Source organism: Streptomyces sp. NPDC002790, from assembly GCF_040295505.1.
Taxonomy (GTDB): domain Bacteria; phylum Actinomycetota; class Actinomycetes; order Streptomycetales; family Streptomycetaceae; genus Streptomyces.
Genome location: NZ_JBEOVM010000003.1, coordinates 207,003 through 230,726, shown reverse-complemented (window position 1 = coordinate 230,726; position 23,724 = coordinate 207,003). Strand labels below are relative to the sequence as shown.

22 protein-coding genes and 1 pseudogene are annotated in these 23,724 nt (G+C 71.8%); 11 read left to right on the top strand and 12 right to left on the bottom strand.

Translation table 11 applies throughout. The annotated features are described in order from the left end of the window. Both ABT004_RS03585 and pdxR read right to left on the bottom strand, forming a co-directional pair. Nucleotides 1-718, bottom strand: a 718-nt coding sequence (locus tag ABT004_RS03585) for a transposase (protein ID WP_351331167.1), incomplete at its 3' end; no start/stop codon positions are given. Between the two features lie 240 nt (nt 719-958). Then, nucleotides 959-2,398 (bottom strand): MocR-like pyridoxine biosynthesis transcription factor PdxR, encoded by a 1,440-nt coding sequence (pdxR, locus tag ABT004_RS03580; protein WP_351331166.1) that lies wholly within the window; start codon nt 2,396-2,398, stop codon nt 959-961. Nucleotides 2,399-2,509: 111 nt separating this feature from the next. On the opposite strand from pdxR, the pseudogene ABT004_RS03575 reads away from it, so the two are divergent. After that, nucleotides 2,510-3,346: pseudogene (locus ABT004_RS03575) on the top strand (EamA family transporter); the annotation flags it as partial. A gap of 36 nt (nt 3,347-3,382) precedes the next feature. Here ABT004_RS03575 and ABT004_RS03570 read toward each other — a convergent pair. After that, nucleotides 3,383-4,213 (bottom strand): alpha/beta fold hydrolase, encoded by an 831-nt coding sequence (locus tag ABT004_RS03570; protein ID WP_351331165.1) that lies wholly within the window; start codon nt 4,211-4,213, stop codon nt 3,383-3,385. 223 nt (nt 4,214-4,436) lie between these two features. On the opposite strand from ABT004_RS03570, the gene sigJ reads away from it, so the two are divergent. Both sigJ and ABT004_RS03560 read left to right on the top strand, forming a co-directional pair. After that, nucleotides 4,437-5,318 (top strand): RNA polymerase sigma factor SigJ, encoded by an 882-nt coding sequence (sigJ, locus tag ABT004_RS03565; RefSeq protein ID WP_351331164.1) that lies wholly within the window; start codon nt 4,437-4,439, stop codon nt 5,316-5,318. 205 nt (nt 5,319-5,523) lie between these two features. Beyond that, nucleotides 5,524-6,285, top strand: coding sequence for a GntR family transcriptional regulator (locus tag ABT004_RS03560; RefSeq protein ID WP_351331163.1), 762 nt, complete (start codon nt 5,524-5,526; stop codon nt 6,283-6,285). A gap of 254 nt (nt 6,286-6,539) precedes the next feature. On the opposite strand, the gene ABT004_RS03555 is transcribed toward ABT004_RS03560, so the two are convergent. The 3 genes from ABT004_RS03555 to ABT004_RS03545 all read right to left on the bottom strand — a co-directional run bounded on the left by ABT004_RS03555 (nt 6,540) and on the right by ABT004_RS03545 (nt 9,723). After that, complete coding sequence (locus tag ABT004_RS03555) at nt 6,540-7,697, bottom strand: ROK family protein (protein ID WP_351331162.1); 1,158 nt, start codon at nt 7,695-7,697, stop codon at nt 6,540-6,542. Between the two features lie 133 nt (nt 7,698-7,830). Next, nucleotides 7,831-8,481, bottom strand: a complete 651-nt coding sequence (locus ABT004_RS03550; protein ID WP_351331161.1) for a response regulator — start codon at nt 8,479-8,481, stop codon at nt 7,831-7,833. Between the two features lie 24 nt (nt 8,482-8,505). Further along, nucleotides 8,506-9,723: a sensor histidine kinase gene (locus tag ABT004_RS03545; RefSeq protein ID WP_351331160.1), complete on the bottom strand. Its 1,218-nt coding sequence runs from the start codon at nt 9,721-9,723 to the stop codon at nt 8,506-8,508. A gap of 108 nt (nt 9,724-9,831) precedes the next feature. Here ABT004_RS03545 and ABT004_RS03540 point away from each other — a divergent pair, with 108 nt between their 5' ends. The 3 genes from ABT004_RS03540 (at nt 9,832) to ABT004_RS03530 (ending at nt 12,416) form a co-directional block, all read left to right on the top strand. Beyond that, nucleotides 9,832-10,755, top strand: coding sequence for an ABC transporter ATP-binding protein (locus ABT004_RS03540; protein ID WP_351331159.1), 924 nt, complete (start codon nt 9,832-9,834; stop codon nt 10,753-10,755). A gap of 12 nt (nt 10,756-10,767) precedes the next feature. After that, nucleotides 10,768-11,502: an ABC transporter permease gene (locus tag ABT004_RS03535; RefSeq protein WP_351331179.1), complete on the top strand. Its 735-nt coding sequence runs from the start codon at nt 10,768-10,770 to the stop codon at nt 11,500-11,502. 116 nt (nt 11,503-11,618) lie between these two features. After that, entirely contained in the window at nt 11,619-12,416 is a 798-nt protein-coding gene (locus ABT004_RS03530; protein ID WP_351331158.1) for an SAM-dependent methyltransferase, read from the top strand. A gap of 16 nt (nt 12,417-12,432) precedes the next feature. Here ABT004_RS03530 and mug read toward each other — a convergent pair whose 3' ends face one another. The 3 genes from mug to ABT004_RS03515 all read right to left on the bottom strand — a co-directional run bounded on the left by mug (nt 12,433) and on the right by ABT004_RS03515 (nt 15,374). Continuing rightward, nucleotides 12,433-12,966, bottom strand: a complete 534-nt coding sequence (gene mug / locus ABT004_RS03525; protein ID WP_351331157.1) for a G/U mismatch-specific DNA glycosylase — start codon at nt 12,964-12,966, stop codon at nt 12,433-12,435. A gap of 5 nt (nt 12,967-12,971) precedes the next feature. After that, complete coding sequence (gene purB, locus ABT004_RS03520) at nt 12,972-14,411, bottom strand: adenylosuccinate lyase (protein WP_351331156.1); 1,440 nt, start codon at nt 14,409-14,411, stop codon at nt 12,972-12,974. Nucleotides 14,412-14,477: 66 nt separating this feature from the next. Then, entirely contained in the window at nt 14,478-15,374 is an 897-nt protein-coding gene (locus ABT004_RS03515) for a LysR substrate-binding domain-containing protein (RefSeq protein ID WP_351331155.1), read from the bottom strand. A gap of 180 nt (nt 15,375-15,554) precedes the next feature. Here ABT004_RS03515 and ABT004_RS03510 point away from each other — a divergent pair, with 180 nt between their 5' ends. The 5 genes from ABT004_RS03510 (at nt 15,555) to ABT004_RS03490 (ending at nt 20,944) form a co-directional block, all read left to right on the top strand. Further along, nucleotides 15,555-16,565 (top strand): aldo/keto reductase, encoded by a 1,011-nt coding sequence (locus tag ABT004_RS03510; RefSeq protein WP_351331154.1) that lies wholly within the window; start codon nt 15,555-15,557, stop codon nt 16,563-16,565. 48 nt (nt 16,566-16,613) lie between these two features. Continuing rightward, the gene (locus ABT004_RS03505; RefSeq protein WP_351331153.1) at nt 16,614-17,033 is read left to right on the top strand and encodes an SRPBCC family protein; all 420 of its coding nucleotides are present in this window, start codon (nt 16,614-16,616) and stop codon (nt 17,031-17,033) included. Between the two features lie 96 nt (nt 17,034-17,129). Next, nucleotides 17,130-18,125, top strand: coding sequence for a LacI family DNA-binding transcriptional regulator (locus ABT004_RS03500; protein WP_351331152.1), 996 nt, complete (start codon nt 17,130-17,132; stop codon nt 18,123-18,125). 98 nt (nt 18,126-18,223) lie between these two features. Continuing rightward, nucleotides 18,224-19,543 carry a histidinol dehydrogenase gene (gene hisD, locus ABT004_RS03495; RefSeq protein WP_351331151.1) on the top strand — a complete coding sequence of 440 codons (1,320 nt, stop codon included), beginning with the start codon at nt 18,224-18,226 and terminating at the stop codon, nt 19,541-19,543. 42 nt (nt 19,544-19,585) lie between these two features. Then, nucleotides 19,586-20,944: an MFS transporter gene (locus tag ABT004_RS03490; protein WP_351331150.1), complete on the top strand. Its 1,359-nt coding sequence runs from the start codon at nt 19,586-19,588 to the stop codon at nt 20,942-20,944. 6 nt (nt 20,945-20,950) lie between these two features. Here the strand turns inward: ABT004_RS03490 and ABT004_RS03485 are convergent, their stop codons facing one another. The 3 genes from ABT004_RS03485 to ABT004_RS03475 are packed head-to-tail and all read right to left on the bottom strand — an operon-like array spanning nt 20,951 to nt 23,705. After that, nucleotides 20,951-21,550, bottom strand: a complete 600-nt coding sequence (locus tag ABT004_RS03485) for an RBBP9/YdeN family alpha/beta hydrolase (protein ID WP_351331149.1) — start codon at nt 21,548-21,550, stop codon at nt 20,951-20,953. Then, nucleotides 21,547-22,839 (bottom strand): MFS transporter, encoded by a 1,293-nt coding sequence (locus tag ABT004_RS03480; protein ID WP_351331148.1) that lies wholly within the window; start codon nt 22,837-22,839, stop codon nt 21,547-21,549. The genes ABT004_RS03485 and ABT004_RS03480 overlap by 4 nt, the downstream gene beginning before the upstream one ends. Continuing rightward, complete coding sequence (locus ABT004_RS03475; RefSeq protein WP_351331147.1) at nt 22,839-23,705, bottom strand: TauD/TfdA dioxygenase family protein; 867 nt, start codon at nt 23,703-23,705, stop codon at nt 22,839-22,841. Before ABT004_RS03475 ends, ABT004_RS03480 begins: the two co-directional genes overlap by 1 nt. Nucleotides 23,706-23,724 lie beyond the last annotated feature (19 nt).

Here is a 23,724-nt window from a genome sequence, read left to right as displayed (position 1 = left end):
GTCGAAGCCGTACCCGGTCCCGGATCCCGTCGAGTTGTTCGACGGCAATCCCGCGACCGGTGCGTTGCGCGACGGACACGATCTCCTTGCTGATCTTGTGGTTCATGTACGTGGCATGCCGGTGCTCCTTCCGGCTGCGCCGCGCGAGGCGGCGGGTGGCCGACCGGGTCTGCTTCTTCTGGAGTTCGGCGCGTTTGCGGGCCTGCCACCGCCGGTAGCGGGTCAGGCGGCGGCCCTGGTAGTTGGCGCCGTCGCTGGTGGTCGCCAGGTTCACGATGCCGCGGTCCACCCCGATCCAGTCCACCGGCTCGTGCACGTCCGGGTCCGGGATGTCGCAGGTGGCGATCAGGTACCACGTGCCGTGCCGCTGGACCGGATCGCTCTCGCCCTTGCGGAACGACGTCAAGGTCTTCAACTGGTCGGCAGAACCGGTGTACCTGACGTTCTTCATGCGGCCGTCAACCGTCCAGATCGACACCGTGCGGGCGTCGTACTGCCAGGACAGGCACCGGTCGTCGAACGGCTTCGCCGACAGCCCGAACGTCGCCTTCACGTCCGCGTAGAGGAGCTTCTGGAGCCCGTTGCGGTCCTTCACCTGCTGCTCGAAGGCGACCTGCGCAACCCAGGTGGCGGCCCGGTTGCAGGCGTGCAGGGTCGCCTCGAGCGCCGGCGCCTGCTCGGCCGTCGGCAGCAGCTTCACCTGCACCACCAGCTTCATGGCATCGGACGATAGTCCGAAGGGCGAACGCCCGACCAGGACTTCCCCGGTGTTCACCCGTCCTGGTGGACCACCTCGGAACTGATTGCGTTTCTCGACTCCGTCGAGCAGCCATGCGACGACTCCGCCACCACGACGGGATACGGCGACGCTCCGCGTCGCCCCGTCCAGAGGAGATTCCTCCCCGGCGTGAACGCAGGGGCATCCTCGCCGGAACCAGGTGAACAACTGTCCCCACCGTCAAGGGAACCGGGCGTGCGCGACGGCGTGTGCCAAGAGGCGTACTCCTTCGGCGATGCGGGTCGGTGACAGATGCGCGTAGCCGATCACCAGGGACACGCCGTCGCCGGAGGCGCCTCCGTAGTGGCCGAGTGAGCGGACGGACACCCCGGCGGACGCGCATCGGTCCAGGAGTGCCTGGTGCGGGCCGAAGCGGCCGGGGAGCGTGGCGATGGCGTGCAGGCCCGCCGCGATGCCGGAGACCTCGGTGCCGGGCAGGTGCTCGTGCAGCGCCGTCACCAGGGTGTCGCGGCGTTCCTTGTACGCGCGCTGGCAGCGGCGCAACTGGCGGTCGTAATCGCCGCGTTCGACGAAACGGGCGAGCACCGCCTGGTCGACGGCCGGGTTGCCGAGGTCCATGTAGCGCTTGCGCGCGACGACGTCGTCGGTCAGCGCGTCCGGCACGATCAGCCAGCCGAGCCGCAGCCCCGGCGCCAGCGACTTGCTCACGGACCCGGTGTACGCGACGTGTTCGGGGTCGAGCCCCTGGAGCGCGCCCACCGGGGCGCGGTCGTAGCGGAAGTCCCCGTCGTAGTCGTCCTCCACGATCAGGCCGCCCACCCGCCGTGCCCAGGAGAGGAGTTGCGCCCTGCGGTGTGCCGAGTACGCGATGCCCGAAGGGAAGTGGTGCGACGGGGTGGTGACCGCCGTGCGGACCCCGGACTCCAGCAGCGGCCCCATGGCGAGCCCCTCGTCGTCCATCGGGAGGCGCACCGCCCGTGACCCCACCGTCGCGAACAGGTCCTCGTACTGCGGGCTGCCGGGGCTCTCCACACCGACCTCGTGCTGCCCCCGAGCGCGGAGCACGATGCCGAGCAGCGTCACCGCCTGCGTCACCCCGGAGCACACGATGATCCGCTCCGGGTCCGCCACCACGCCGCGCCTCCGGGTGAGCAGCTCGGCGAGGGCCGTGCGCAGGCGGGGCAGGCCGCGCGGGTCCGGGTAGCCGAGGCTGTGGTGCGGAAGGTCGGCCAGCACCGCCCGCTGCGCCGCCGACCACGCCGCACGCGGGAACAGCGACAGGTCGGGGGAGCCCGCCACGAAGTCGGCCCGCACGCCGGTCGTCGGGCGCGGCGCCAGGTCGCTCGCCCCCGGCGCGGCCGCCCGCGCCGCCTCGCCCACCCACGTCCCGGAGCCCCGCCCGGCACGCAGGTACCCCTCGGCGGTCAACTGCTCGTACGCCTCCGTGACCAGGCCCCGCGACACCCCGAGGTCCCGCGCCAGATCCCGGCTCGACGGCAACCGCGTGTCGGACACGAGCCGCCCCGAACGCACCGCGTCCCGCAGCGCGGACTGCAAGGCACGACCACGCGCGCGTGCCGGTGCGGACGACGCGGGCAGCAGCAACTCCCAGGCGGGGGACGAGGATTCGCGGCTTCCTGGAACAGGCGGCTGGGTCATGACGACGACCTTAAGGCCGACGGTGGGGCCCGCGCCGTGCTGATTGGTCCCCGATGAGGATCCTCAAGTGGACCTCGTGACGGACCACCCGCCGTCCTTAACGTCGCCTCCATGAAAGCCACTTCACTTCGAGGCTCCCTGCTCGCCACGATCGCCTGCGTCCTTGTGGGCGGCTCCTTCACCGCCAACAGCGTCCTGGGCCACTACCCGTACGCCGGCGGCCAGTTCATCCGCTACGCCATCGCGTTCCTGCTGCTCCTGCCGCTGCTCGGCCGCGGCGGCCTGCGCCCGCTGCGGCGGCTCGCGCCGCGCCAGTGGGGCCGGCTCGCCCTGCTCGCCGCCGTCGGCATGGTGGGCTTCAACCTCGCGGTCCTCGCCGCGGAACGCTCCGCCGAACCCGCGGTACCCGGCGTCTTCGTAGGATGTGCGCCCGTGGTCGTCGCCGTACTGGTGCCGATGATGCGCGGGACACGGCCACAACGGGCCGTGCTCTACGGGGCGTTGCTCGTCGCCGCCGGGGCCTTCACGGTCCAGGGGTGGGGACGTGCGGACGCGGCCGGGATCGCCTTCTCCGTATGCGCCCTGGCGGGCGAGGTCGGTTTCGCCGTGCTCGCCGTGCCGGTGCTGCGCCCGCTCGGCCCCCGGCTGCTGTCCTGCGTGGTGTGCGGAATCGCCGCACTGGAGGCGGCCGTTGTCGGGCTCGTCGTGGACGGCGGCTCCTGGTTGCGGATGCCCGACGGCGCCGAGGCCGCGGCCCTGGTGTGGCAGGCCGTGGTCGTCACGGTCGTCGGCTTCGTGTGCTGGTACATGGGCATGCAGCGGATCGGCGCCGACCGGGCCACGCTGTTCTCCGGGCTCATCCCCGTCGCCGCGGCCTGCACGGCGCCGCTGGTCGGCTCGGGGACGTACGGCATCGCCCAGGGCGCGGGCAGCGCGCTCGTCGCCGCCGGGGTCGCCCTGGGCTCGGGGGTGTTCGCGCGGCGCTCAGCGACTGCCGTCGAGGATCACCCGGGCGACGAGCGCCGGGTCGTCGTTCATCGGAACGTGCCCGCAGCCGGGAAGCTTGACCAGGCGGGCCTGCGGGATGACGTGCTTGGCGCGGACGCCCTGGCGACGCACGAGGAGGCGGTCCTTGGAACCCCAGCCGATCGTGACCGGCAGCTCCTGAATGTCGTCCCGGAACAGCACCGAACGGCCGGCCTCCAGCGTCTCGCGGAACCCGGTGGCCTCCCGCAGGGCCAGCGTCTCCGCGACGACCGCATCGGCTGAACGGCGGCCGGGCCGCGCGTAGATGGTGCTCGTGAGCGCCGCGCGGCCCGCCGCGGAGCGGGAGAGCCGCTCGATCACCGGCACGGGCATGGCCCGGGCGCCCGCCCGCATCGCGAGCAGCGTCCCGAAGGCGTACCGCCGCTCCGCCCCGGTCCAGAACCCGGCGGGGGAGAGCGCCGTGACGGACCGTACGAGCTTCTCCCGGCCGAGGTCGAGGGCGAGCAGCCCGCCCAGCGAGTTCCCCGCCACATGCGGCCGCTCGACCCCGAGATGGCGGCAGAACGCGTCGAGGACGGGCACCACACCGGCCAGGTCGTACGCGAGTCCGTCCGGCAGCGCGGGCGACTTCCCGAACCCCGGCAGATCCACCGCGATCACGTCCCGCTCCGCCGCGAGGATCGGCAGCACGGGCTGCCAGGCCTCCCAGTGGTGACCTATTCCGTGCAGCAGGAGCAGCGGCTCACCGGTGCCCGTGCGCTCGTACGCGAGGCGCACGGTGCGGGGTCCGCCGGCGCTCTCGATGCTGAAGGACGCCTCTGTCGCCATGTCGCTCGCTCCCTGTCCCCGCCATGCCGCGACGGTCTCCTTAGACTCCTTGTCAGCAACAATTACCGCTCAGTAGCCCTCAGTTCAAGGGGCGCAGCCGAAGAGAGCCGGCCGAGGAGAGCCGGCCGAGGAGAGCCGGCCGAGGAGAGTCGGCCGAGGAGCAGTGGCCGAAGTCGCAGGGCGCCCGCTGGACAGCGCTCGATGCGTCCTATGGGATGGACGGGTGGCCACCGATACAGAGATCGATGACTTCGAAGAGCACCGCCCCGTCCTCATGGGCGTGGCCTACCGCATGCTGGGCCGGGTCGCCGACGCGGAGGACGTGGTGCAGGACGCCTGGCTGCGCTGGTCCCGCGCGGACCGGGCCGACGTCCGCGAACCGCGCGCCTACTTGGTACGTGTCACCACCCGGCTCGCCATCGACCGGCTGCGCCAGTCCCAGGCGCGCCGCGAGTCCTACGTAGGTCCGTGGCTGCCCGAACCGCTCGTCACCGACTTCGGGCCCAGGGTGCCCGACACCGCGGAGCAGGCCGTGCTCGCCGACTCCGTGTCGCTCGCGGTACTCGTCGTCCTGGAGTCCCTCTCGCCGCTGGAGCGCGCGGTGTTCGTGCTGCGGGAGGCGTTCGGCCTGACCTACGCGGAGATCGCCGGCACGCTGGAGCGCGGCGAGGCCGCCGTGCGACAACTTGCCGCACGCGCGCGTAAGCACGTGGACGAGCGCCGGCCCCGCTTCGACGTCGACCCGGTCCAGCAGCGCGACCTCACCGAGCGCTTCCTGGCCGCCGCGTCCGAGGGCGACCTCGACGGGCTGATGGCCATGCTCGCCCCGGACGCGCGGCTCGTGGGCGACAGCGGCGGCAAGGCGAGGGCGCCGCTGCGGGTCATCGAGACCGCCGACAAGGTGGGCCGGTTCGTGCAGGGCGCCGTGCGGCAGGGGGGCTCCGAGGGCTTCGAGCTCCGCATCGTGGAGTTCAACGGCGTCCTCGGCGTGCTCGTCACCGGGGGCGGGAAGCCGGACTCCGTCCTCCAACTCGGCCTGCGCGAAGGCCGGATCCAGCAGATCTACATCGTGCGCAACCCGGACAAGCTCGGCTCGCTCGAGTAGCCGCGCCCGGCCCCTTGCACCTCAGGCCCGCTCCCGTCGCACATACGGGAGCGGGCCTTCCGGCGTTCCGCCACGTGAGAACCGGCCGACGATTGGTATTGACCAAGTTCCGAGAACGGTCCTACTCTCGCAGGGATAAGGCAGGAACCTTTAATAAACAAGGGCGATAAAAAGCTGCCAGGGCACGGCTGTTGCGGAGGACAGGGTGGGGACCACGCAGTTGGAAGCGGCTCCGGAGCCGAAGTACTGGCACCTGAAGACCGTGCTCACCGATGCGCTCGACTCCGAGTTCGCGGTGGGCGAGATCCTGCCGAACGAGCGGGACCTCGCGGCCCGCTTCGGCGTCGCCCGCGCCACGCTCCGCCAGGCCCTGGAGCAGCTGGAGCTGGAAGGCAGGCTGCAGCGCCGCCGCGGCGTCGGCACCACGGTCGCGCCGCCGCGCATGGGCGTCGCCGTCGCGTCGAACGACCGGGACTGGCCCGGTGGCAGCGCGGACGCGTGGCAGGCCGTCGACGCGACGGTCGAGGTGCCGCCGAGCGCCGTCGCCGCGGCCCTGGAGACCGCGCCGGGCACCGAGGTGCACGTCCTGCGCCGCACCCGGGTCTCGCACGGCCAGCCGGTCGCGGCCGAGCTGCTGTACGTCCCCGTGGGCTCGGCCCCCGACCTGACGGCCATCGACGCCGTGTCCGGTGCGGCACGCGCGCGTGCGGTCGTGCGGGAGCTGCAGCGTCTCGGCCTCGACGGGGAGGACCGCGCGGTCGAGCTGGGCTCGGCGCGCGCCGACGACGCGAAGGAACTCGACCGGCTGCCCGGCGCCCCGGTCCTCGTCGTCACGACCCGCTACTTCAGCCGCGGCACGACCGCCGCCGTCTCGATGGCCACCTACCGCGCGGACACCTGCCGCCTCACCTTCGGCGACACGCCAGCCGTCCACATCCACCACGCACCCCAAACACGCGCGTCCTGACGCCTGTCGCCGCGAAAAACCGCGCACCGGGTGACGGGTGACATCTAAGGGTCGGTCGACCGTGCCCACCAGGGGCGCGAGGAACCGTGCGCCGGGTGACGGCGACCGTCCGATCAGGGGCGCGGGGAACTGCGCACCGCTCCACGGGGTGACGTCTAAGGGTCGGTCGACCGTGCCCACCAGGGGCGCGAGGAACCGCGCACCGTGCGCCGGGTGACCGTAAACAGGCCGTCGGAGGCACCCCACCCACCCGCTCACCGGCGGGCCGTCACCGTGCTCTCCGTAGCGAAAAGCTCCTCCTCCACATGGTCAAGCGCCAGCCGCAACGCCCCCGTGGCCACCGCCGCCTCACCCAGTACCGACAACGCCACCCGCGGCGGCCGCAGACAGTACCGCTCCAGCTCCCGCCGCAACGGTTCGAGCACCCCATCGAGTCCCGCGGCCCAACCGCCCACCACGACCAGCTCCGGATCCAGCGCAAGCACCAGCGCCGCGACATCGTGCACGAGTCGCTGAAGGAACCGCTCGACCGCGGCGGACGCCCGGTCGTCGCCCTCGCGCGCCAGCGTGAACACGTGCGCCACGGCCAGCTCGTCCAGCGGATGCAGCGGCTCACCCGTGGTGGACAGCAGCGTCTCGGGCCGCACCTCGCGGCCCAGCAGGTGCAGCGCGCCGATCTCCCCGGCGGCGCCCCCGTAGCCGCGGTGCAGGCGGCCGCCAATCAGGGCGCCGGCCCCGGGGCTGAGACCCGCGAGGACGAACACCATGTCGTCCGTCTCCGCCCCCGCGCCCTTCCAGTGCTCGGCCACGGCCGCCGCGTTCGCGTCGTTCTCCACGAGGACCGGGCACTTGAAGGAGCGCCGCAGCCGCTCGCCCAGCGGAAGCCCGGTCCAGCCCGGCAGCGCGGTGCTGAGCCGCACCGTCCCGTCCGCCTGCACGATCCCCGGGCTGCCGACGCCGACCGCCCACAGCGAGCCACGGGCCACGCCCGCGCGGCGCAGGAGATCGGCGACGGTGCCGCGCAGCTTCTCGAGCCGCTCGTCCGCCGACGCGGCCTCGTCGACCTCCTTGGACGCCGAACCGAGCACCCTGCCGTCGAGCGCGGAGAGCACCGCGGCCACCCGGTGCGGGCCGATCTCCAGGCCGAGCAGATGCCCGGCCTCGGCCCGGAAGCGGAACTTGCGCGCGGGCCGGCCCTGCCGCCGCGCACCCGGCTCCTCAACCGTGGTCTCCACGACGAGCCCGGCCACGATCAGCCCCTCGACGACACCCTCCACGGTGGGCCGCGACAGACCGGTGACGCGGGTGACCTCGGTGAGCGTCGCGAAATCGGTGGAGCGCAGTGCGTGCAGCACCACCGCGGAATTGATCCGCCTGAGCAGAGAGGGATCCCCGCCGGTCAGCCGCTCCACCGTCGTCCTCCCCGCAGTCGCGCGTGTCCGCCGGATCGTACCCGCAGCCTCGGACGGCGGCGAGAGTCGGGTGCACCTCTGTGACGTACGGTGCTCAGCCGCCCGCCCCCGACGAAACGGTGCTGGTCGGACCTCACCCCGGCGCCACGAACCCCGACTCGTACGCCGCGATCACCGCCTGCGTCCGGTCCCGCGCGCCCAGCTTCGTCAGCACCGCGCTGACGTGCGACTTGACCGTCTCGGTGCCGACGACCAGATCCGCGGCGATCTCCGCGTTCGACAGGCCGCGCGCCATGAGCCGCAGCACCTGTCCCTCGCGTTCGGTCAGCGCCGCGCGCTCCAGGGCCGCACGGGCCGCCGAACTCCCGTACTCCGCAGCCAACTTGCGGACCGCCGCGGGGAACAGGAGCGATTCGCCCGCCGCGACGAGGCGTACCGCGTGCACGATCTCCTCGGGGCGTGCCCGCTTCAGCAGGAAGCCGTCGGCGCCCGCGCGCAGCGCCCCGTACACGTACTCGTCGTTCTCGAACGTGGTGATCACGAGGATCTTCGGCGGCCGCTCCGCGCCGCGCAGCACCGCGCGCGTGGCCTCGATCCCGTCGAGCAGCGGCATCCGGACGTCCATGGCGACCACGTCGGGTCGCAGCTCACGGACGAGTGGGACGACCGCCGCGCCGTCCGCGGCCTCACCCACCACCGTGATGTCCGGCTGCGCTTCGAGCACCGCGCGCAGCCCCGCGCGGACCAGGGGTTCGTCATCGACAAGCAGGACAGTGAGCGGCACGCCGCCAGACTAGAACACGCGTGATCACGCGACGGGCAGTTCGACGTGAACCTGCCACTCGTCGCCGAGCGGGCCCGTCCGGGCGCGCCCGCCGAGCAGCGCCGCCCGCTCCCGTACACCGCGCAGCCCGCTGCCCGTGCCGCCGTGCCCGGACGCGCGTCCGGTCGGCAGCGGATTGCGCACCTCCAGGACGAGGCGCTCGTCCGCGACCTGGAGGGTGACGGTGACCGGCACGGTTCCGCAGTGCCGCAGCACGTTCGTGAGCGCCTCCTGGAGGATGCGGTAGCCCTCACGGGACACCGGCCCCGGCACCGTCTCCAGCGGTCCCGCCACCGTCACCTCGACCTTCGTGCCGGAGGCCCGCGCCGAGTCGAGCAGCCGGTCCGCCTCCTGGAGCGTGGGACGGCTGCCCACCGGCTGCTCCGCCTCGCGCAGCACCAGGAGGACCCGCTCCAGCTCCTCAAGGGCGGCCCGCCCCGTCTCCTCGATGGCGCCCAACGCCCGGTCGGTGAACGCCGGATCGCCCGCCGCCCGCGCCGCGCCCGCCTGCACGACGGCGACCGTCAGCGCGTGGCCGATGGAGTCGTGCAGCTCGCGGGCGATGCGATTGCGCTCCAGGAGTTGCTCGGTCCGCTCCTCCAGGGCCGCCATCCGCTCCGCTCCGGACGGGCCGAGCAGCACCTGGGCGGTGCGGGTCGTCAGCCACCCCGCGCCCGCCGCCACGTACACCAGGAAGAGCAGGGCGAAGGGGATCGCCACCACGCACAACCAGGGCGCCCGCGGCAAGGGCAGTGCCGACAGTTCGTCGACCCGCTCACCCATGGCAACGCCCGTCAACTCCATGACCAGCGCGGCCATTTGGCCCGAAAGCAGGGCGACCGAGAGCCCCAGGAACAGCCGGAACACCAGCCAGGCCGACGTCCTGCCGCGGTCCCGCCACGACGCCGAGGGCGCGACCGAGATCTCGCGCTCCGCGCCGGTGTCGGCCACGCGCGCGTGCTTCCCGGGAAACAGCATCATCCGCGCCTGCAGCCCCTCCGAACGCCGCATCACCGGAATCGTGCCGAGCGCCAGGAGCGGCGGCACGGGTATCACGTAGATGAGCACCCAGGCGCCCACGGAGGGAGAGGACAGCCCCGGGTAGACCATCGCGAACACGAAGGCGATCACCGACGCGCAGAGCAGATGCAGCCAGCGGGTGTACGTCACCGCGCGCGCGAGCGGTCTCAGGAAGCGGGGCATGCCGCCATCGTGCCAGCCGCCCCGCGCCCGACGGTTCCCCCGCGCGGGGGAGGCGAACTCCACGGGCGGGGGAGGCCCGAGGCCCCTGACGGCGGCCAAGCTGACGCCATGACCAGTATCGACGTCCAGGACCTCACCAAGGAGTACGGGACGACGCGCGCCGTCGACGGGCTGACCTTCCAGGTCGGGCCCGGCCGCGTCACCGGCTTCCTCGGCCCGAACGGCGCCGGCAAGTCGACGACGATGCGCCTCGCTCTCGGCCTCGACCGCCCCACCTCCGGGACCGCGCTCATCGGAGGCCGCCCGTACGCCACGTACGACGAACCGCTGCGCGTCGTGGGCGCCCTGCTCGACGCGCAGGCGGCGCACGGCTCCCGCACCGCACGCGATCACCTGCGGGCGCTCGCCGTCAGCAACCGGATCCCGACACATCGGGTCGAGGAGGTGCTGGAGCGGGCCGGGATCGCCGCCGTGACGAAGAAGCGCGTCAAGACGTTCTCGCTCGGTATGCGGCAGCGGCTCGGCATCGCGGCGGCGCTCCTCGGCGACCCCGAAGTGGTGCTGCTCGACGAGCCGTCGAACGGCCTCGACCCCGAAGGCATCATCTGGATCAGGGAGTTGATGCGCGACCTCGCGCGCGAGGGACGCACGGTGCTGGTCTCCAGTCACCTCATGAACGAGACCGCGACCTTCGCCGACCACCTCGTCGTCCTCGGCCGCGGTCGGCTCCTCGCCGACACCCCGATGCCGGACTTCATCGCCGCGCACAGCGCCCGTCGCGTACGGGTGCGCTCCACGGACCCCGCCCGCCTGAGAGCGGCGCTCGTGCGCGCGGGGCACACGGTCACGCTCGCCGACGACGGCCGCTGCGACGTGGAGGACGTCACCGCCGCCGACGTGGGCGCGTTGGCCGCCGCCGAGGGTGTGCCCGTCCTCGAACTCGCCGACGAACAGGCCTCGTTGGAGCAGGCCTACCTCGCCCCCACCGCGAACGAGACCGAGTTCGCCGCCGCACCCCTCCAGGAGGCCTGACGCATGTCCGCCATGTCACCCACCGCCGTACTGCACTCCGAGTGGATCAAAGTCAGATCGCTGCGCGGCAGCTTCGGCTCGCTGCTCGCCGTCTTCATCGCCACCCTCGCCGTCACGATCCTCGCGTTCGCGACGATCGGCCAGGCCGAGGCCGACGACGGCGGGGACCTGCTCTTCGAGGCCTTCTACGCCCTCAACTTCGGCCAGATCGCGGTGCTCGCCTTCGGCGCCACCGCCGTCTCCTCCGAATACCTCAACAACGCGCTGCGCGTCTCGCTCGCCGCCGTGCCCAACCGGAACCGCTTCTACGCCGCGAAGATGGCGGTCGTCGGCGCGAGCGCGCTCGTCGTCGCGATGGTCACGAGCTTCGCCTCCTTCCTCGTGGGTCAGGCGTTCATGGGCCCGTACGCGCTCGGCCTCGGCGATCCGGGGGCGCTGCGGGCCTGCGTCGGCGGCGGGGTGTATCTCGCGCTCATGGCCCTGCTCGCGGCGGGACTCACGGCCGTGCTGCGCAGTGCGGTGGCCGTGCTGAGCATCCTGGTGCCGTTCCTGCTGATCGTGTCCTTCGTCGTCGGGGACATCGCGGGCTCGGCCGCCGACTACCTGCCCGACCGTGCCGGTCAGCAGATCCTCCACCAGCACACCGAGGGATCCCTCGGCCCGTGGACCGGGCTCGCCGTCACCGCGCTGTGGGCGGCGGCCGCGGTACTCGCCGGCTGGTGGGCCGTACGGCGCAGGGACGCGTAGGGACACGTAGGGACACGTAGGGACACATAGAGCGATGGGCCCGTCGCGCGCTTCGTCGAACTCCCGTGCCAAGATGGGATCTTGAGCAGAGCCGGGTAACGCACGAGGGAGATCGCATGAGTGACGCCGACGGGTCCAGGCCGGAGGGACGGATCTCCAGCCACATCGCGCACAACGCGCGCGTGTGGAACTACTGGCTGGGCGGCAAGGACCACTACGAGGTCGACGAGGAAGTCGGCAACATGGTGACGTCCATGTACCCGAGCATCGGCGAGGTGGCCCGCGCCGACCGCGCGTTCCTCGGCCGCGTCGTCACCTTCCTCGCCGGGGAAGCGGGCGTCCGCCAGTTCCTCGACGTCGGCACGGGCCTGCCGACCGTCGACAACACGCACGAGGTCGCCCAGCGGATCGCGCCGGACGCACGCGTCGTCTACGTCGACAACGACCCGATCGTCCTCACCCACGCCCGCGCGCTGCTCACCAGCTCCGCCGAGGGCCGGACGAACTACGTGGACGCGGACGCCCGCGACCCGCGCGCGATCATCGAGGCGGCCTCCGAGACCCTAGACTTCGACCGCCCGGTCGCGGTGATGCTCCTGGGCATCCTCAACTTCGTCCTCGACACGGAGAAGGCCGCCTCCATCGTGCGCGAGCTCGTCGACGCCGTGCCCTCCGGCAGCTACGTGGTGCTCACCCACCCCACCCTGGAACTCGGTGGCGAGGGCAACGAGGAAGCCATGAAGTTCTGGAACGAGAACGCGAAGCCGCCGATCACCGCCCGCACGGGCGCCGAGGTGGCGGCTTTCCTCGACGGCCTGGACCTCGTGGAGCCCGGCCTCGTCTCGTGCGCGCGCTGGCGCGACGAGCAGGGCACGCAGGTCGCCCAGTTCGGCGCGGTGGCCCGCAAGCCGTGATCTGAACCGGCTACGGCTACGAGGCGGCTTCGCGCAGGCGCGCGTACTCCTCGGCCATCGTCGCCGCCGTCCAATGGGCGTTGAGGCCGCTGGGGTTGGGCAGTGCCCACACCCTGGCGCCGCCGATCATCCGCTCCTGCGGGCCGATCCGCGCCTTGCGTTCGCCGAAGGCCGAGCGGTACGCGGTCACGCCCACCACGGCGAGCCACGCGGGCCGCAGGAGCGCCACCTTCTCCTCCAGCAGCCGGCCGCCCTCCCGGTACTCCGCCGCGCTCAGCTCGTCCGCCCGCGCCGTGGCCCGCGCGACGACGTTCGTGATCCCGAGCCCGTACGAGAGAAGCTCCCGCTGCTCGGACGGCTTCAGCTGCCGGGGCGTGAAACCGGACAGGTGGAGGACCGGCCAGAAGCGGTTGCCGGGGCGGGCGAAGTGGTGGCCGGTCGCGGCCGTCATGAGGCTGGGATTGATCCCGCAGAACAGAACCCGAAGGCCGCTCGCGACGACGTCCGGTACGAGACGGTCGCGAGCGGCCTCCAGGTCGGCCTGTGTCAAGCGGGTCAGAGGATCGCTCCCGGCGTGTACCCGGCGGCCTCCGGGTGCTGCTTCGCGATCTCCTCGACGCGGGCCACGATCTGCGCGACCTGGCCGGCTGCGGCGCCCGTGAACGACAGCTTGTCCGCCATCAGCCCGTCGAGCTGCGCGCGGTCCAGCGGGATCCGGGAGTCGGCGGCCAGCTTGTCGAGCAGCTCGTTGCGCTCGGCGCCCTGCTCGCGCATCGCGAGGGCGGAGGCCACCGCGTTCTCCTTGATGGCCTCGTGGGCCTCCTCGCGGCCGACGCCCGCGCGCACCGAGGCCATGAGCACCTTCGTGGTGGCGAGGAACGGCAGGTAGCGGTCCAGCTCACGGGCGACGACGGCCGGGAAGGCGCCGAACTCGTCGAGCACCGTCAGGAACGTCTCAAGGAGACCGTCGAGCGCGAAGAACGCGTCCGGCAGCGCCACGCGACGCACCACCGAGCACGAGACATCGCCCTCGTTCCACTGGTCGCCGGCCAGCTCGCCGGTCATCGACGCGTAGCCGCGCAGGATGACCATGAGGCCGTTGACGCGCTCGCAGGAGCGGGTGTTCATCTTGTGCGGCATCGCGGAGGAGCCGACCTGGCCCGGCTTGAAGCCCTCGGTGACCAGCTCGTGCCCGGCCATCAGCCGGATCGTCTTCGCCGTGGACGAAGGCGCGGCGGCCAGCTGCACCAGCGCGGTCACGACCTCGTAGTCGAGCGAGCGCGGGTAGACCTGGCCGACGGAGGTGAAGGCCTGCGAGAAGCCCAGGTGCTGGGCGATCCGCTGCTCCAGGTCGGCCAGCTTGTCGGCGTCGCCGCCGAGCAGGTCGAGCATGTCCTGCGCCGTGCCGACCGGTCCCTTGATGCCGCGCAGCGGGTAGCGGTTCAGCAGCTCCTCGACCCGGCCGTACGCGACGAGCAGCTCGTCGGTGGCGGTCGCGAAGCGCTTGCCGAGGGTGGTGGCCTGCGCCGCGACGTTGTGCGAGCGGCCGGCCATGACCAGCTCGCCGTACTCGCCGGAGAGCTTGCCGAGGCGGGCGAGGACGGCGACGGCACGGTCGCGGACCAGCTCCAGCGACAGCCGGACCTGGAGCTGCTCGACGTTCTCCGTCAGGTCGCGGGACGTCATGCCCTTGTGGACCTGCTCGTGCCCGGCGAGCGCGTTGAACTCCTCGATCCGGGCCTTCACGTCGTGCCGCGTGACCTTCTCGCGCTCGGCGATGGAGGCCAGGTCGACCTGGTCGAGCACGCGCTCGTAGTCGGCGATCGCGGCGTCCGGGACGTCGATCCCGAGGTCCTTCTGAGCCTTCAGCACGGCGAGCCAGAGCTGTCGCTCCAGCTTCACCTTCTCCTCGGGGGACCAGAGAGTGGCGAGCTCGACGGAGGCATAGCGGCCGGCGAGAACATTCGGGATACGGGGCTTGGCAGGCGCAGTCACGTGTACGGAGTTTACCGGGCGTCCCTACAGGCTCCGAACCGTCGTCCGAATGTAGGAACGTACAGGTCACCCCCCGGTGGCCAGCACCGTCGCACGGAACGACGACACGACAGGGCGCAGGTCGACCTGGTGCCAGACGGCCCACAGGCGAACGGACCGGGCAAGCCAGTGGAGTTCGCGCACGGTGACGCCCTCGGTGCGGCGTTCGGGCAGCATGCTCCGCTGGACGAACGCCGCACCGAGCCCCGACGCCACCAGGCCCACCGCCGTGAGTGGTTCGGGGGCCTCGAAGCGGATGTCCGGGGTGAACCCGGCGGCGGCGCAGGCCGCGACGAAGTCGTCACGCCAGACGTGGTCCTGCGCATCCTCCACGGCGATCCACGGCAGGCCGTCGAGGTCCTCGGGCCGCACCTCGTCCGCGCCCGCCAGCGGGTGGGTGCTGGGGACGGCCAGGAGCAGCGGGTCCTCCAGGAGGAGCGTGCCGCGCAGGTCCGGATCGTCCTCGGGCGGGGCCTCCCGGACCAGGGCGAGGTCGAGGCTGCGCTGGCGCAGACCCTCGAACTGCTCGTGCGCGGTCATGTCGTAGAGAGCGACGTGGATACCGGGGCGCTCCTCGTTGAGCGAGCGCAGCGCCTTGGGCAGCAGGCCGGTGTGCATGGCGTCGCCGACGTAGCCGACGCACAGGCCGCCCTCCTCGCCGCGGCCCAGGCGGCGGCCGAGGTTCTCCAGGCGGGCGGCGTGCCGCAGCAGCGCCGTCGCTTCGGTGAGGAAGACGCGGCCGTCGGAGGTGAGCCGGATGCGCTGCTGGCTGCGCTCGAACAGGGTCAGGCCCAGGTTCTTCTCCAGCTGCGCGATCTGCCGGCTCAGCGGCGACTGCGAGATGTGCAGCCGCTCGGCGGCCCGGCCGACGTGCTCCTCCTCGGCCACGGCCACGAAATAGCGAAGTTGTCGCAGGTCAAGCATGTTGGACCTCGGGGGACTCAAGTATGTCCAAGCAAGTCTTGGACAGTCTTACCCGTCGATCCTAGCCTCGGAGGAGCAAGAGCCGCGGAGCAGGAGAAACCAGCGGAAAACTCCTCAAGCCGCGCTGCGCACCATGCGTACGGCACCAGGCATACAGCACCAAGGCAAGGAACGATCTCCATGGGCCTCAAGTCCCTCCTCCCCGGCCGGCTCGGTTTCGGCACCGCACCCCTCGGCAACATGTTCCGCGCGATCCCCGACGGCGAGGCACGTGCCACCGTCGAGGCGGCCTGGGACCACGGAATCCGCTACTTCGACACCGCCCCCTTCTACGGCGCGGGACTGGCCGAGGAGCGCCTGGGCGAGGTCCTGTCCAGCAAGCCGCGCGACTCCTACGTCCTGTCTACCAAGGTCGGCCGCGTCATCCTCGACGAGCACGAGAGCGACGTCCCCGACTTCGGGGAGAAGGGCGGCCTGTTCGAGCACGGCAACCCGAACAAGATCCTCCACGAGTGGACCGCCGACGCCACCGAGCGCTCCATCGAGGGCAGCCTCAAGCGCCTCGGCACCGACCGTCTCGACATCGTCTGGGTCCACGACATCGCCCAGGACTTCCACGGCGACCAGTGGATCCAGAAGTTCGAGGAGGCCCGCACCGGAGCCTTCCGTGTCCTGTCCCGGCTGCGGGACGAGGGCGTCATCAAGGCCTGGGGCCTCGGCGTCAACAAGACCGAGCCCATCGAGCTGACCCTCGCCCTCGACGAGCCGCGGCCCGACGGCTTCCTGCTCGCCGGCCGCTACACGCTCCTCGACCACGACCACGCCCTCACGCGTCTGCTGCCCATGGCTCAGGAACAGGGCGTCGACCTGGTCGCGGGCGGCCCCTACAGCTCCGGCATCCTCGCGGGCGGCACCCACTTCGAGTACCAGGAGGCGCCGCAGGAGATCATCGACCGCGTCGCCCGACTGAAGGTGCTCACCGAGAAGCACGGCATCGGCATCAAGTCCGCCGCCCTGCAGTTCTCCCTGGCCCACCCGGCCTCCGCCGCAGTGATCCCCGGCGCCACCCGCCCGAGCCGCATCGCCGAGGACACCGCCGCCCTCGCCGAGGAGATCCCGGCCGCGTTCTGGACCGACCTGCGCGCCGAGGGCCTCGTCAGCCCGGCCGCGCCGCTCCCCAACAACGCCTGAACTCACACCAGTTGCACGTCCCAGTTGTACGTAAAGGAGGGGCCCACCATGGCTTCCACCACCGCATCCCTCGACATCCCGCGGAGCCCCGACCGCGTCTGGCAGCTCATCGGCGGCTTCGGCTCGCTGCCGGACTGGCTCCCGTACATCCCGAAGAGCGAGCTCGGTGAGGGCGGCCGCGTGCGCCATCTGACGAACGCGGACGGCGGCGTCATCGTCGAGCGCCTCGTCGAGTTCAACGAGGCCGAGCGCCACTACGGCTACGCCATCGAACAGGCCCCGTTCCCGGTCACCGGCTACCTCTCGACCATCACGGTGCACGCCGTCCCCGGCAGCCCCGACGCCTCCCGCGTCGAGTGGTCGGGCTCGTTCACCCCGGTCGGCGTGAGCGACACCGAGGCCGAGGAGCTCTTCCACGGCATCTACGCCGACGGGCTCGCGGCACTCCTGAAGACCGTTCAGGCCTGACCGACCCGCCGACCCCGGATGCGTGCCGGAGGCGGAATGCCTCCGGCGCCCGGCGATCCGTATCCTTGCCTCGACCCGACCCGGAGGTAAGGACATATGGCGCGGCGGCCGACCGTCACCAGCGTGCAGATCGCCCGCGAGGCCGGAGTGGCGCAGTCGACCGTCTCCCGCGTCCTGAACGGCGGGAGCGTCGCGCCCGAGACGCGCCGCCGTGTGCTCGACGTGGTCGCCAAGTACGACTTCCAGCCCAGCCAGGCCGCGCGCAGCCTCGTGGGCTCCCGCTCCGACCTGATCGGAGTGGTCATCCGCGATCTGACGAACCCGTTCTACCCGGTCATGGTCAAGGCGATGGAGCGCGTCCTGCACGAGCAGGGCATGCGCCTCACGCTGGTCACGGACGTGATGACCGCGGAGGAGGGGCTCGCGCAGTTGCGCCGCGAGGGCGTCGACGGGGTCGTGTTCACCTCGGCGTTGCAGGACGAGCCGTTGGCGCACCGGATGGCGGGCCACGGCATCCCCGTCGTGCTGGTCCACCGCACCCTGGAGGACTTTCCCGCCGACCAGGTCGAGGCCGACAACCCGACCGCGGGCGAGCTCGCCGCCGAGCATCTGCTGGGCCTCGGGCACCGCCGGATCGCGATGGTGTGCGGCCTGGCCCGGTCGAGCACGGCCCAGCAGCGCGGCCGCGGCTTCCGCGACCGGGTGCGGGCCGCCGGCGCGGCCACCCTCACCGAGATCGACGGCGATTACGACTACGCCACCGCCTACGCGGCGGTGCGCGCGTTGCTCGCCGCGCCCGAGCGGCCGACGGCGCTCTACTGCCACAACGACGTCATGGCATACGCCGCGCTGAACGCCGCCGCGGCCGAAGGCGTGCACGTACCGGGCGAGTTGAGCATCGTGGGCTGCGACGACGTGCCGCTCTCCGCGTGGGAGCGGATCGACCTGACGACCGTGCGCCAGCCGCTGGAGCGGATCGCGCAGGTCGGCGTCGAGCTGCTGCTCGGCCGGCTCGAGGACCCCGAGCTGCCGCACCGGCACGAGGTGCTGCCCGTGGAGTTCGTCGGCCGCTCCACCACAGGACCCGCGTAAATCTCCTCGCAAACCCCTCTTGACCGTTCCGGCCTCCGTCTTCCATTCTATGGATACGTATCCAATGGATACGTATCCATCACAGTGAGGAGCTGGGTGTGTCCCGCACCATCAAGGCCGCCACCACCCCGTCCACCGCGCCGTCCGGTGACGACACCGTCGGGCAGGCTGTCCGCGAGCTGATCGCCGACGTACGCAGCCGTGGCGACGAAGCCGTCCGCGCCCTGTCGGCGCGCTTCGACCGCTGGGAGCCGGAGTCCTTCCGGCTGGAGGGCGAGCGCCTTGCCGAGATCATCGGCACCCTCGACCCGCAGGTCATCGAGGACATCAAGACGGTCCAGGCCAACGTCCGCCGGTTCGCAGAGGCGCAGCGCGACTCGATGTCCGAGATCGAGATCGAGACCGCGCCGGGCGTCTTCCTCGGCCACCGGCACGTGCCGGTCCAGTCCGTCGGCGCCTACATCCCCGGCGGCCGCTACCCGCTGACCGCCTCCGCGCACATGACGATCGTGACCGCCAAGGCCGCGGGTGTGCCGCGCGTGGTGGCCTGCACCCCGCCGATCCGCGGCGAGATCCCCGCCGCGACCATCGCCGCCATGCACTTCGCGGGCGCGGACGAGATCTACGTTCTCGGTGGCGTCCAGGCGGTCGCCGCGATGGCCGTCGGCACGGAGACCATCAAGCCGGTCGACATGCTCGCGGGTCCCGGCAACGCCTACGTCGCCGAGGCCAAACGCCAGCTGTTCGGCGAGGTCGGCATCGACCTGTTCGCCGGGCCGACCGAGATCCTGGTCGTCGCGGACGAGGCGGCCGACCCGTTCGTCGCCGCCGTCGACCTGCTCTCGCAGGCCGAGCACGGACCGGACTCGCCCGCCGCCCTGATCACCACCAGCCGGCGGGTCGCCGACGAGGTCCAGCGGCACATCGAAGAGATCCTGCCCGGCATGCAGACCGGCGACATCGCGGGCCCGGCCTGGCGCGACCACGGCCAGATCATCCTGGTCGACGACCTCGACGAGGCCTACCGCGGCGCCGACGACTTCGCCTACGAGCACGTGCAGATCCTCACCGGGAACCCCCGCGAGGCCCTGGACAAGATGCACGCCTACGGCGCCCTGTTCCTCGGCGAGGGCACCTGCGTCTCCTACGGCGACAAGGTGATCGGCACCAACCACGTGCTGCCCACCCGCGGCGCCGCCCGCTACACCGGCGGCCTGTGGGTCGGCATGTACCTGCGCACCGTCACGTACCAGGAGGTGCGCGAGGAGAAGTCCTCCGCCGAACTCGGGGAGCTGTGCGGCCGCGCGGCCCGCGTCGAGCTGTTCGAGGGGCACGCCCGCTCCGGTGACGTCCGCGCCGCCAAGTACGCCGGCGCCACGCTGCCGTGGACCGACCACTACGAGTCCGCCCGCTCCTGACCGCACCGGCCCGCCCCGCTCACCCTGATCAACGGAGATCCCATGGCCACCGCCGCCACCCCGACACCGGAGCAACTCCGGCGCCGGTCACTGCAGTCCGGCACCATCGGCGCGATCGTCGAGTGGTACGAGTACACGATCTACGGCACCGCCGCGGCGCTGGTGTTCGGGCACCTGTTCTTCCCGAACCTGTCGCCCGGCATCGGCCAGATCGTCTCGCTCGCCTCGTTCGGCGTGGGGTTCCTGGCCCGGCCGATCGGCGCGTTCGTCGCCGGACACCTCGGGGACCGGATCGGCCGCAAGTCCACGCTGATCCTCACGTTCTCGATCATGACGGTGGCCACGGCGGCGATCGGGCTCGTGCCGACCTACGACCAGATCGGCGTCGCGGCACCGCTGTTGCTGTGCGTGCTGCGGCTCGCGCAGGGGTTCGCCGTCGGTGGCGAGTGGGGCGGGGCGGCCATCGTCGCCGTCGAGAACGCGCCGAAGAAGCGGCGCGGCTACTTCGGTGCGTGGCCGCAGATCGGGGTCTCGGCGGGGTTGCTGCTTGGCACGGCCGCGGTGTCGCTGGCCTCGTGGCTCTCCGGTGACGCCTTCGACGAGTGGGGCTGGCGGCTGCCGTTCCTGCTCAGCGTGATCCTCGCCGCGGTCGGCTTCTTCATCCGCCTGCGGGCCACCGAGAGCCCGGCGTTCCTCGAAGAGAAGCGCAAGATGGACGCCGAACTGGAGCGCCGCAAGGCGCCCGCGGCGGTCGTCTTCCGCGACCACCGCAAGGCCCTGCTGATCACGATCTTCGGCCGCTTCGCCGAGGCCGGAAACTACTACCTGTTCACGACGTTCATCCTGTCCTACGTCACCAGCACCCTCGGCGCGCCGAAGAGCTACGGCCTCACGGCCTCGATGATCGGCGCCGCGGTGAACATCGTGATGATCCCGGTGTTCGGAGCCGTCTCCGACCGCATCGGACGCGTCCGGACCTTCCTCATCGGCGGCGCCCTGATCGTGGTCACGACCTGGCCGGTCTTCGCGCTGGTGCACACCGGGCAGCTGTGGGCGATCGTCGCGGGCGTGGTGCTGTTCCTCGCCCTCGGCCACGCCATGGTGTACGCGCCGCTGCCCGCCCTGTACTGCGAGATGTTCCCCACGGCGGTCCGCTACTCGGGCATCTCCATCGGCTACCAGATGGCGTCGATCCTCCTGGCGAGCTTCACCCCGGCGCTGGCCGGCGCGATGGTGCTGTGGGCCGACGGCGGTCTGTGGATGGTCATCGCGTTCGCCATCGTGACGACGGTGATCGCGATGGTCGCCATCGCGTTCGCGCCGGACCTGCGGGACCGGGAGCTGTCGGAGGTCGGCGCGACGACGGAGGAGCGGGACGTGCAGGCCGTGCCCGCGCACTGACCGGCCCTACGTGAAGGCCCGGTGCGTCGCGCCGAGTTCACTCAGCAGTTCCATGGCGCGGGGCCAGCGGCCGTAGCCGGACGCGGGGTTGAGGTGGCCCACCGGCCCGAGGTCCACGAGGCGGCTGCCCCAGTAGGCGGCCAGGGCACTCGCCCGGTCGAAGGGCGCCAAGGGGTCGTTCCTGCTCGCGGCGACGACACTGGGAAAGGGGAGCCGCTCGCGCGGGACCGGTGACCAGCCGTGCTCGCGCAACTCCCTGCGGGAGGGGTAGCCGTCGGGCAGTTCGGCGTCGAAGTCGGGTGGGGCGGCGAGCAGCGCTCCGACGACGCGTGCGCTGTGCTGCCGCGCCCAGTGGACGGTGGTCAGTACGCCCGCGCTGTGCGCCACCAGGAGAACTGGCCCGGGTGTGTCACTCAACTCTCGTTGCAGTGACTCCACTTGTCCGGCTCGGCTGAGGCGATCGCGCTCCAGGGGTGGAACGGTGCGGGAGTGGGGGAGTTCGTGGGCGAGGTGGGTCTGCCAGTGGTCCGGGACGTGGTCCCGCAGGCCGGGGACGATCACCACGGTGGGCGGTTCCGGGTTGTTCATGGTGTTCCTGTCAATCATGGCGAGGGCTCCAAGGGGGTCGGTCGGCACAGGTCCTTCTCGTACGTGCTTCTGCCGATGGCGAAGGCCGTGGCACCCAGGAGTGCGACCAGCGGGATCACGCGCAGCGCCCCGGCCAGGCCCAGCTGGTCGGCGAGCATCCCGGTCAGGGCGGGGCCGGGCGCCAGGCCGATGAGGCTGTTGGCGAGGGTGAGCGTGGCGAGCGCCGTCGCCGCGATGGCAGCGGGCGTCAGGCTCGCCACCATCGCCGCCGCGGGGCCCGACGTGCCGCCCGCGAGCAGCGTGCCGAGGCCGACGAGAGCGAGCTGCGCCGGTCCGGTAGGCAGCAGGAAGCCGGTGGTCAGGAGGGTCAGCGAGCCGAGGCTGCAGACGATCGCCACGCTCCAGTTGCGGATCGGCGCCGCACGGCTGAGCCGGTCGGCGACGGCGCCACAGGCGATCATCCCGATCCCGCCGATGAGGGCGAACACCCCTGCCGCCAGGCCCGCCTTGCTCGTCGGCAGCCCGTACGCCCGGTCCAGATAGCTGGGCATCCACGTCAGCAGCGCCATCGCCAGGAACATCTGCAGTCCGCTGCCGACGTAGGCGCAGATGACGGAGGCCGAGTTGAACAGGTGGGGCAACTGCGGGCGGACCGATGGGTGTTGGGTGCCCTCGGAGCGCCGCCCGGCGCCGCCGATCCGTCGTTCCTTGACGACGAGGCCGTAGACGACCGCGAGCACGAGCCCGTACAGGCCCATCACGCCGAACGCCCAGCGCCAGCCGTGCGCCTGCGCCACGATGCCGCCGACCGAGACACCGAGGACGGACCCGAACGAACCCCCGGCCATGAACGCACCGGCCAGTGTCGCCCGCAAGGCCACAGGGAAGACGCTGAGAACGACCGCGATGCCGACGCTGCCGTAGGCCGCTTCCCCGATGCCGACCAAGAAGCGGGCCAGGAACATCTCGCCGTAGCCCGCCGCGACGGCGCAGCCCAGGGTCGCCAGGCTCCACACCGTGGCGGCCGCGACCAGGATGCGCACCCGCCCCCAGCGGTCCGCGAGCAGGGACAGCGGGAAGGTCAGCACGCCGACCATGAGCGCGACGACACCGCTCAGGGAGCCCAACTGGCCATCGGAGAGCAGCCATTGGGCCTTGAGTATCGGGAAGACGGCGTTGAGCACCTGCCGGGACATGTAGTCGGACAGCAGCAGGGCGAAACTCAGCGCGAACACCAGCCACGCGTAGCGCCGCGACACGATCGGAGGGGCGTCCACGGCCTCCGATGTCAGGACGGGCCCCGCCATCAGAACGGTCGGTCGCCGGTGATGCCGGCGCGCTCCATGCGGCGCACGGCGGGCCAGTAGTCCTGGACGGCGTAGTGCTGGGTGGAGCGGTTGTCCCAGATCGCGACGGAGTCCGGGCTCCAGCGCCAGCGCACCTGGTACTCGGGGACGGCCGCCTGGCTGATCAGATAGCGCAGGAGGTCGGCGGCGCCGGGCGCGTAGTCCTGGCCGAAGCGCACGTTCTCGGGACGGTGGTAGTTCACGAAGTGCGTGGTGAACGCATTGACGAAGAGGATCTTCTCGCCGGTCTCGGGGTGCCTGCGCACCACGGGGTGTTCCGCGTCGGGGAAGCGCTCCTTGAGCGCGTGCCGCTCCGCCGTCGGCAGAGCCGCGCCGAACGTCGCCTCGATGCTGTGCCGGGCGCGCAGCCCTTCGATGCGCTGCTTGACCCGGTCGGGCAGGCGCCGGTACGCCTCGGCCATGTCGATCCACATGGTGTCGCCGCCGACCGGCGGGCCCTCGATGCAGCGCAGCACCGCGCCCATCGGCGGGGACTCGCGCCATGTCGCGTCGCAGTGCAGGGCGTTCTCGTAGTGCTCGGGCTTGCTGTCGAGGTCCTTGTAGATGCGGACGAGGCCGGGGTGCTCGGGGTCGCTGCCCGCCACCGGATGGTCCTCCAGCGGGCCGAAGCGGGAGGCGAAGGTGACGTGTTCGGCCCGCGACATGTTCTGGTCGCGCAGGAACAACACCTTGTATTGGAGGAGGAGTTGACGGATCTCGGCGAACAGCTCCTCCTCGCGGGCGGCGTCGCTGAGCTGGACCCCGTGCAGCTCGGCGCCGAGTGTGCAGGTCAGGGGTTCGACGGTGAGGGCGGTACGGACAGGCATGGGTACTCCCGGAGAAGCG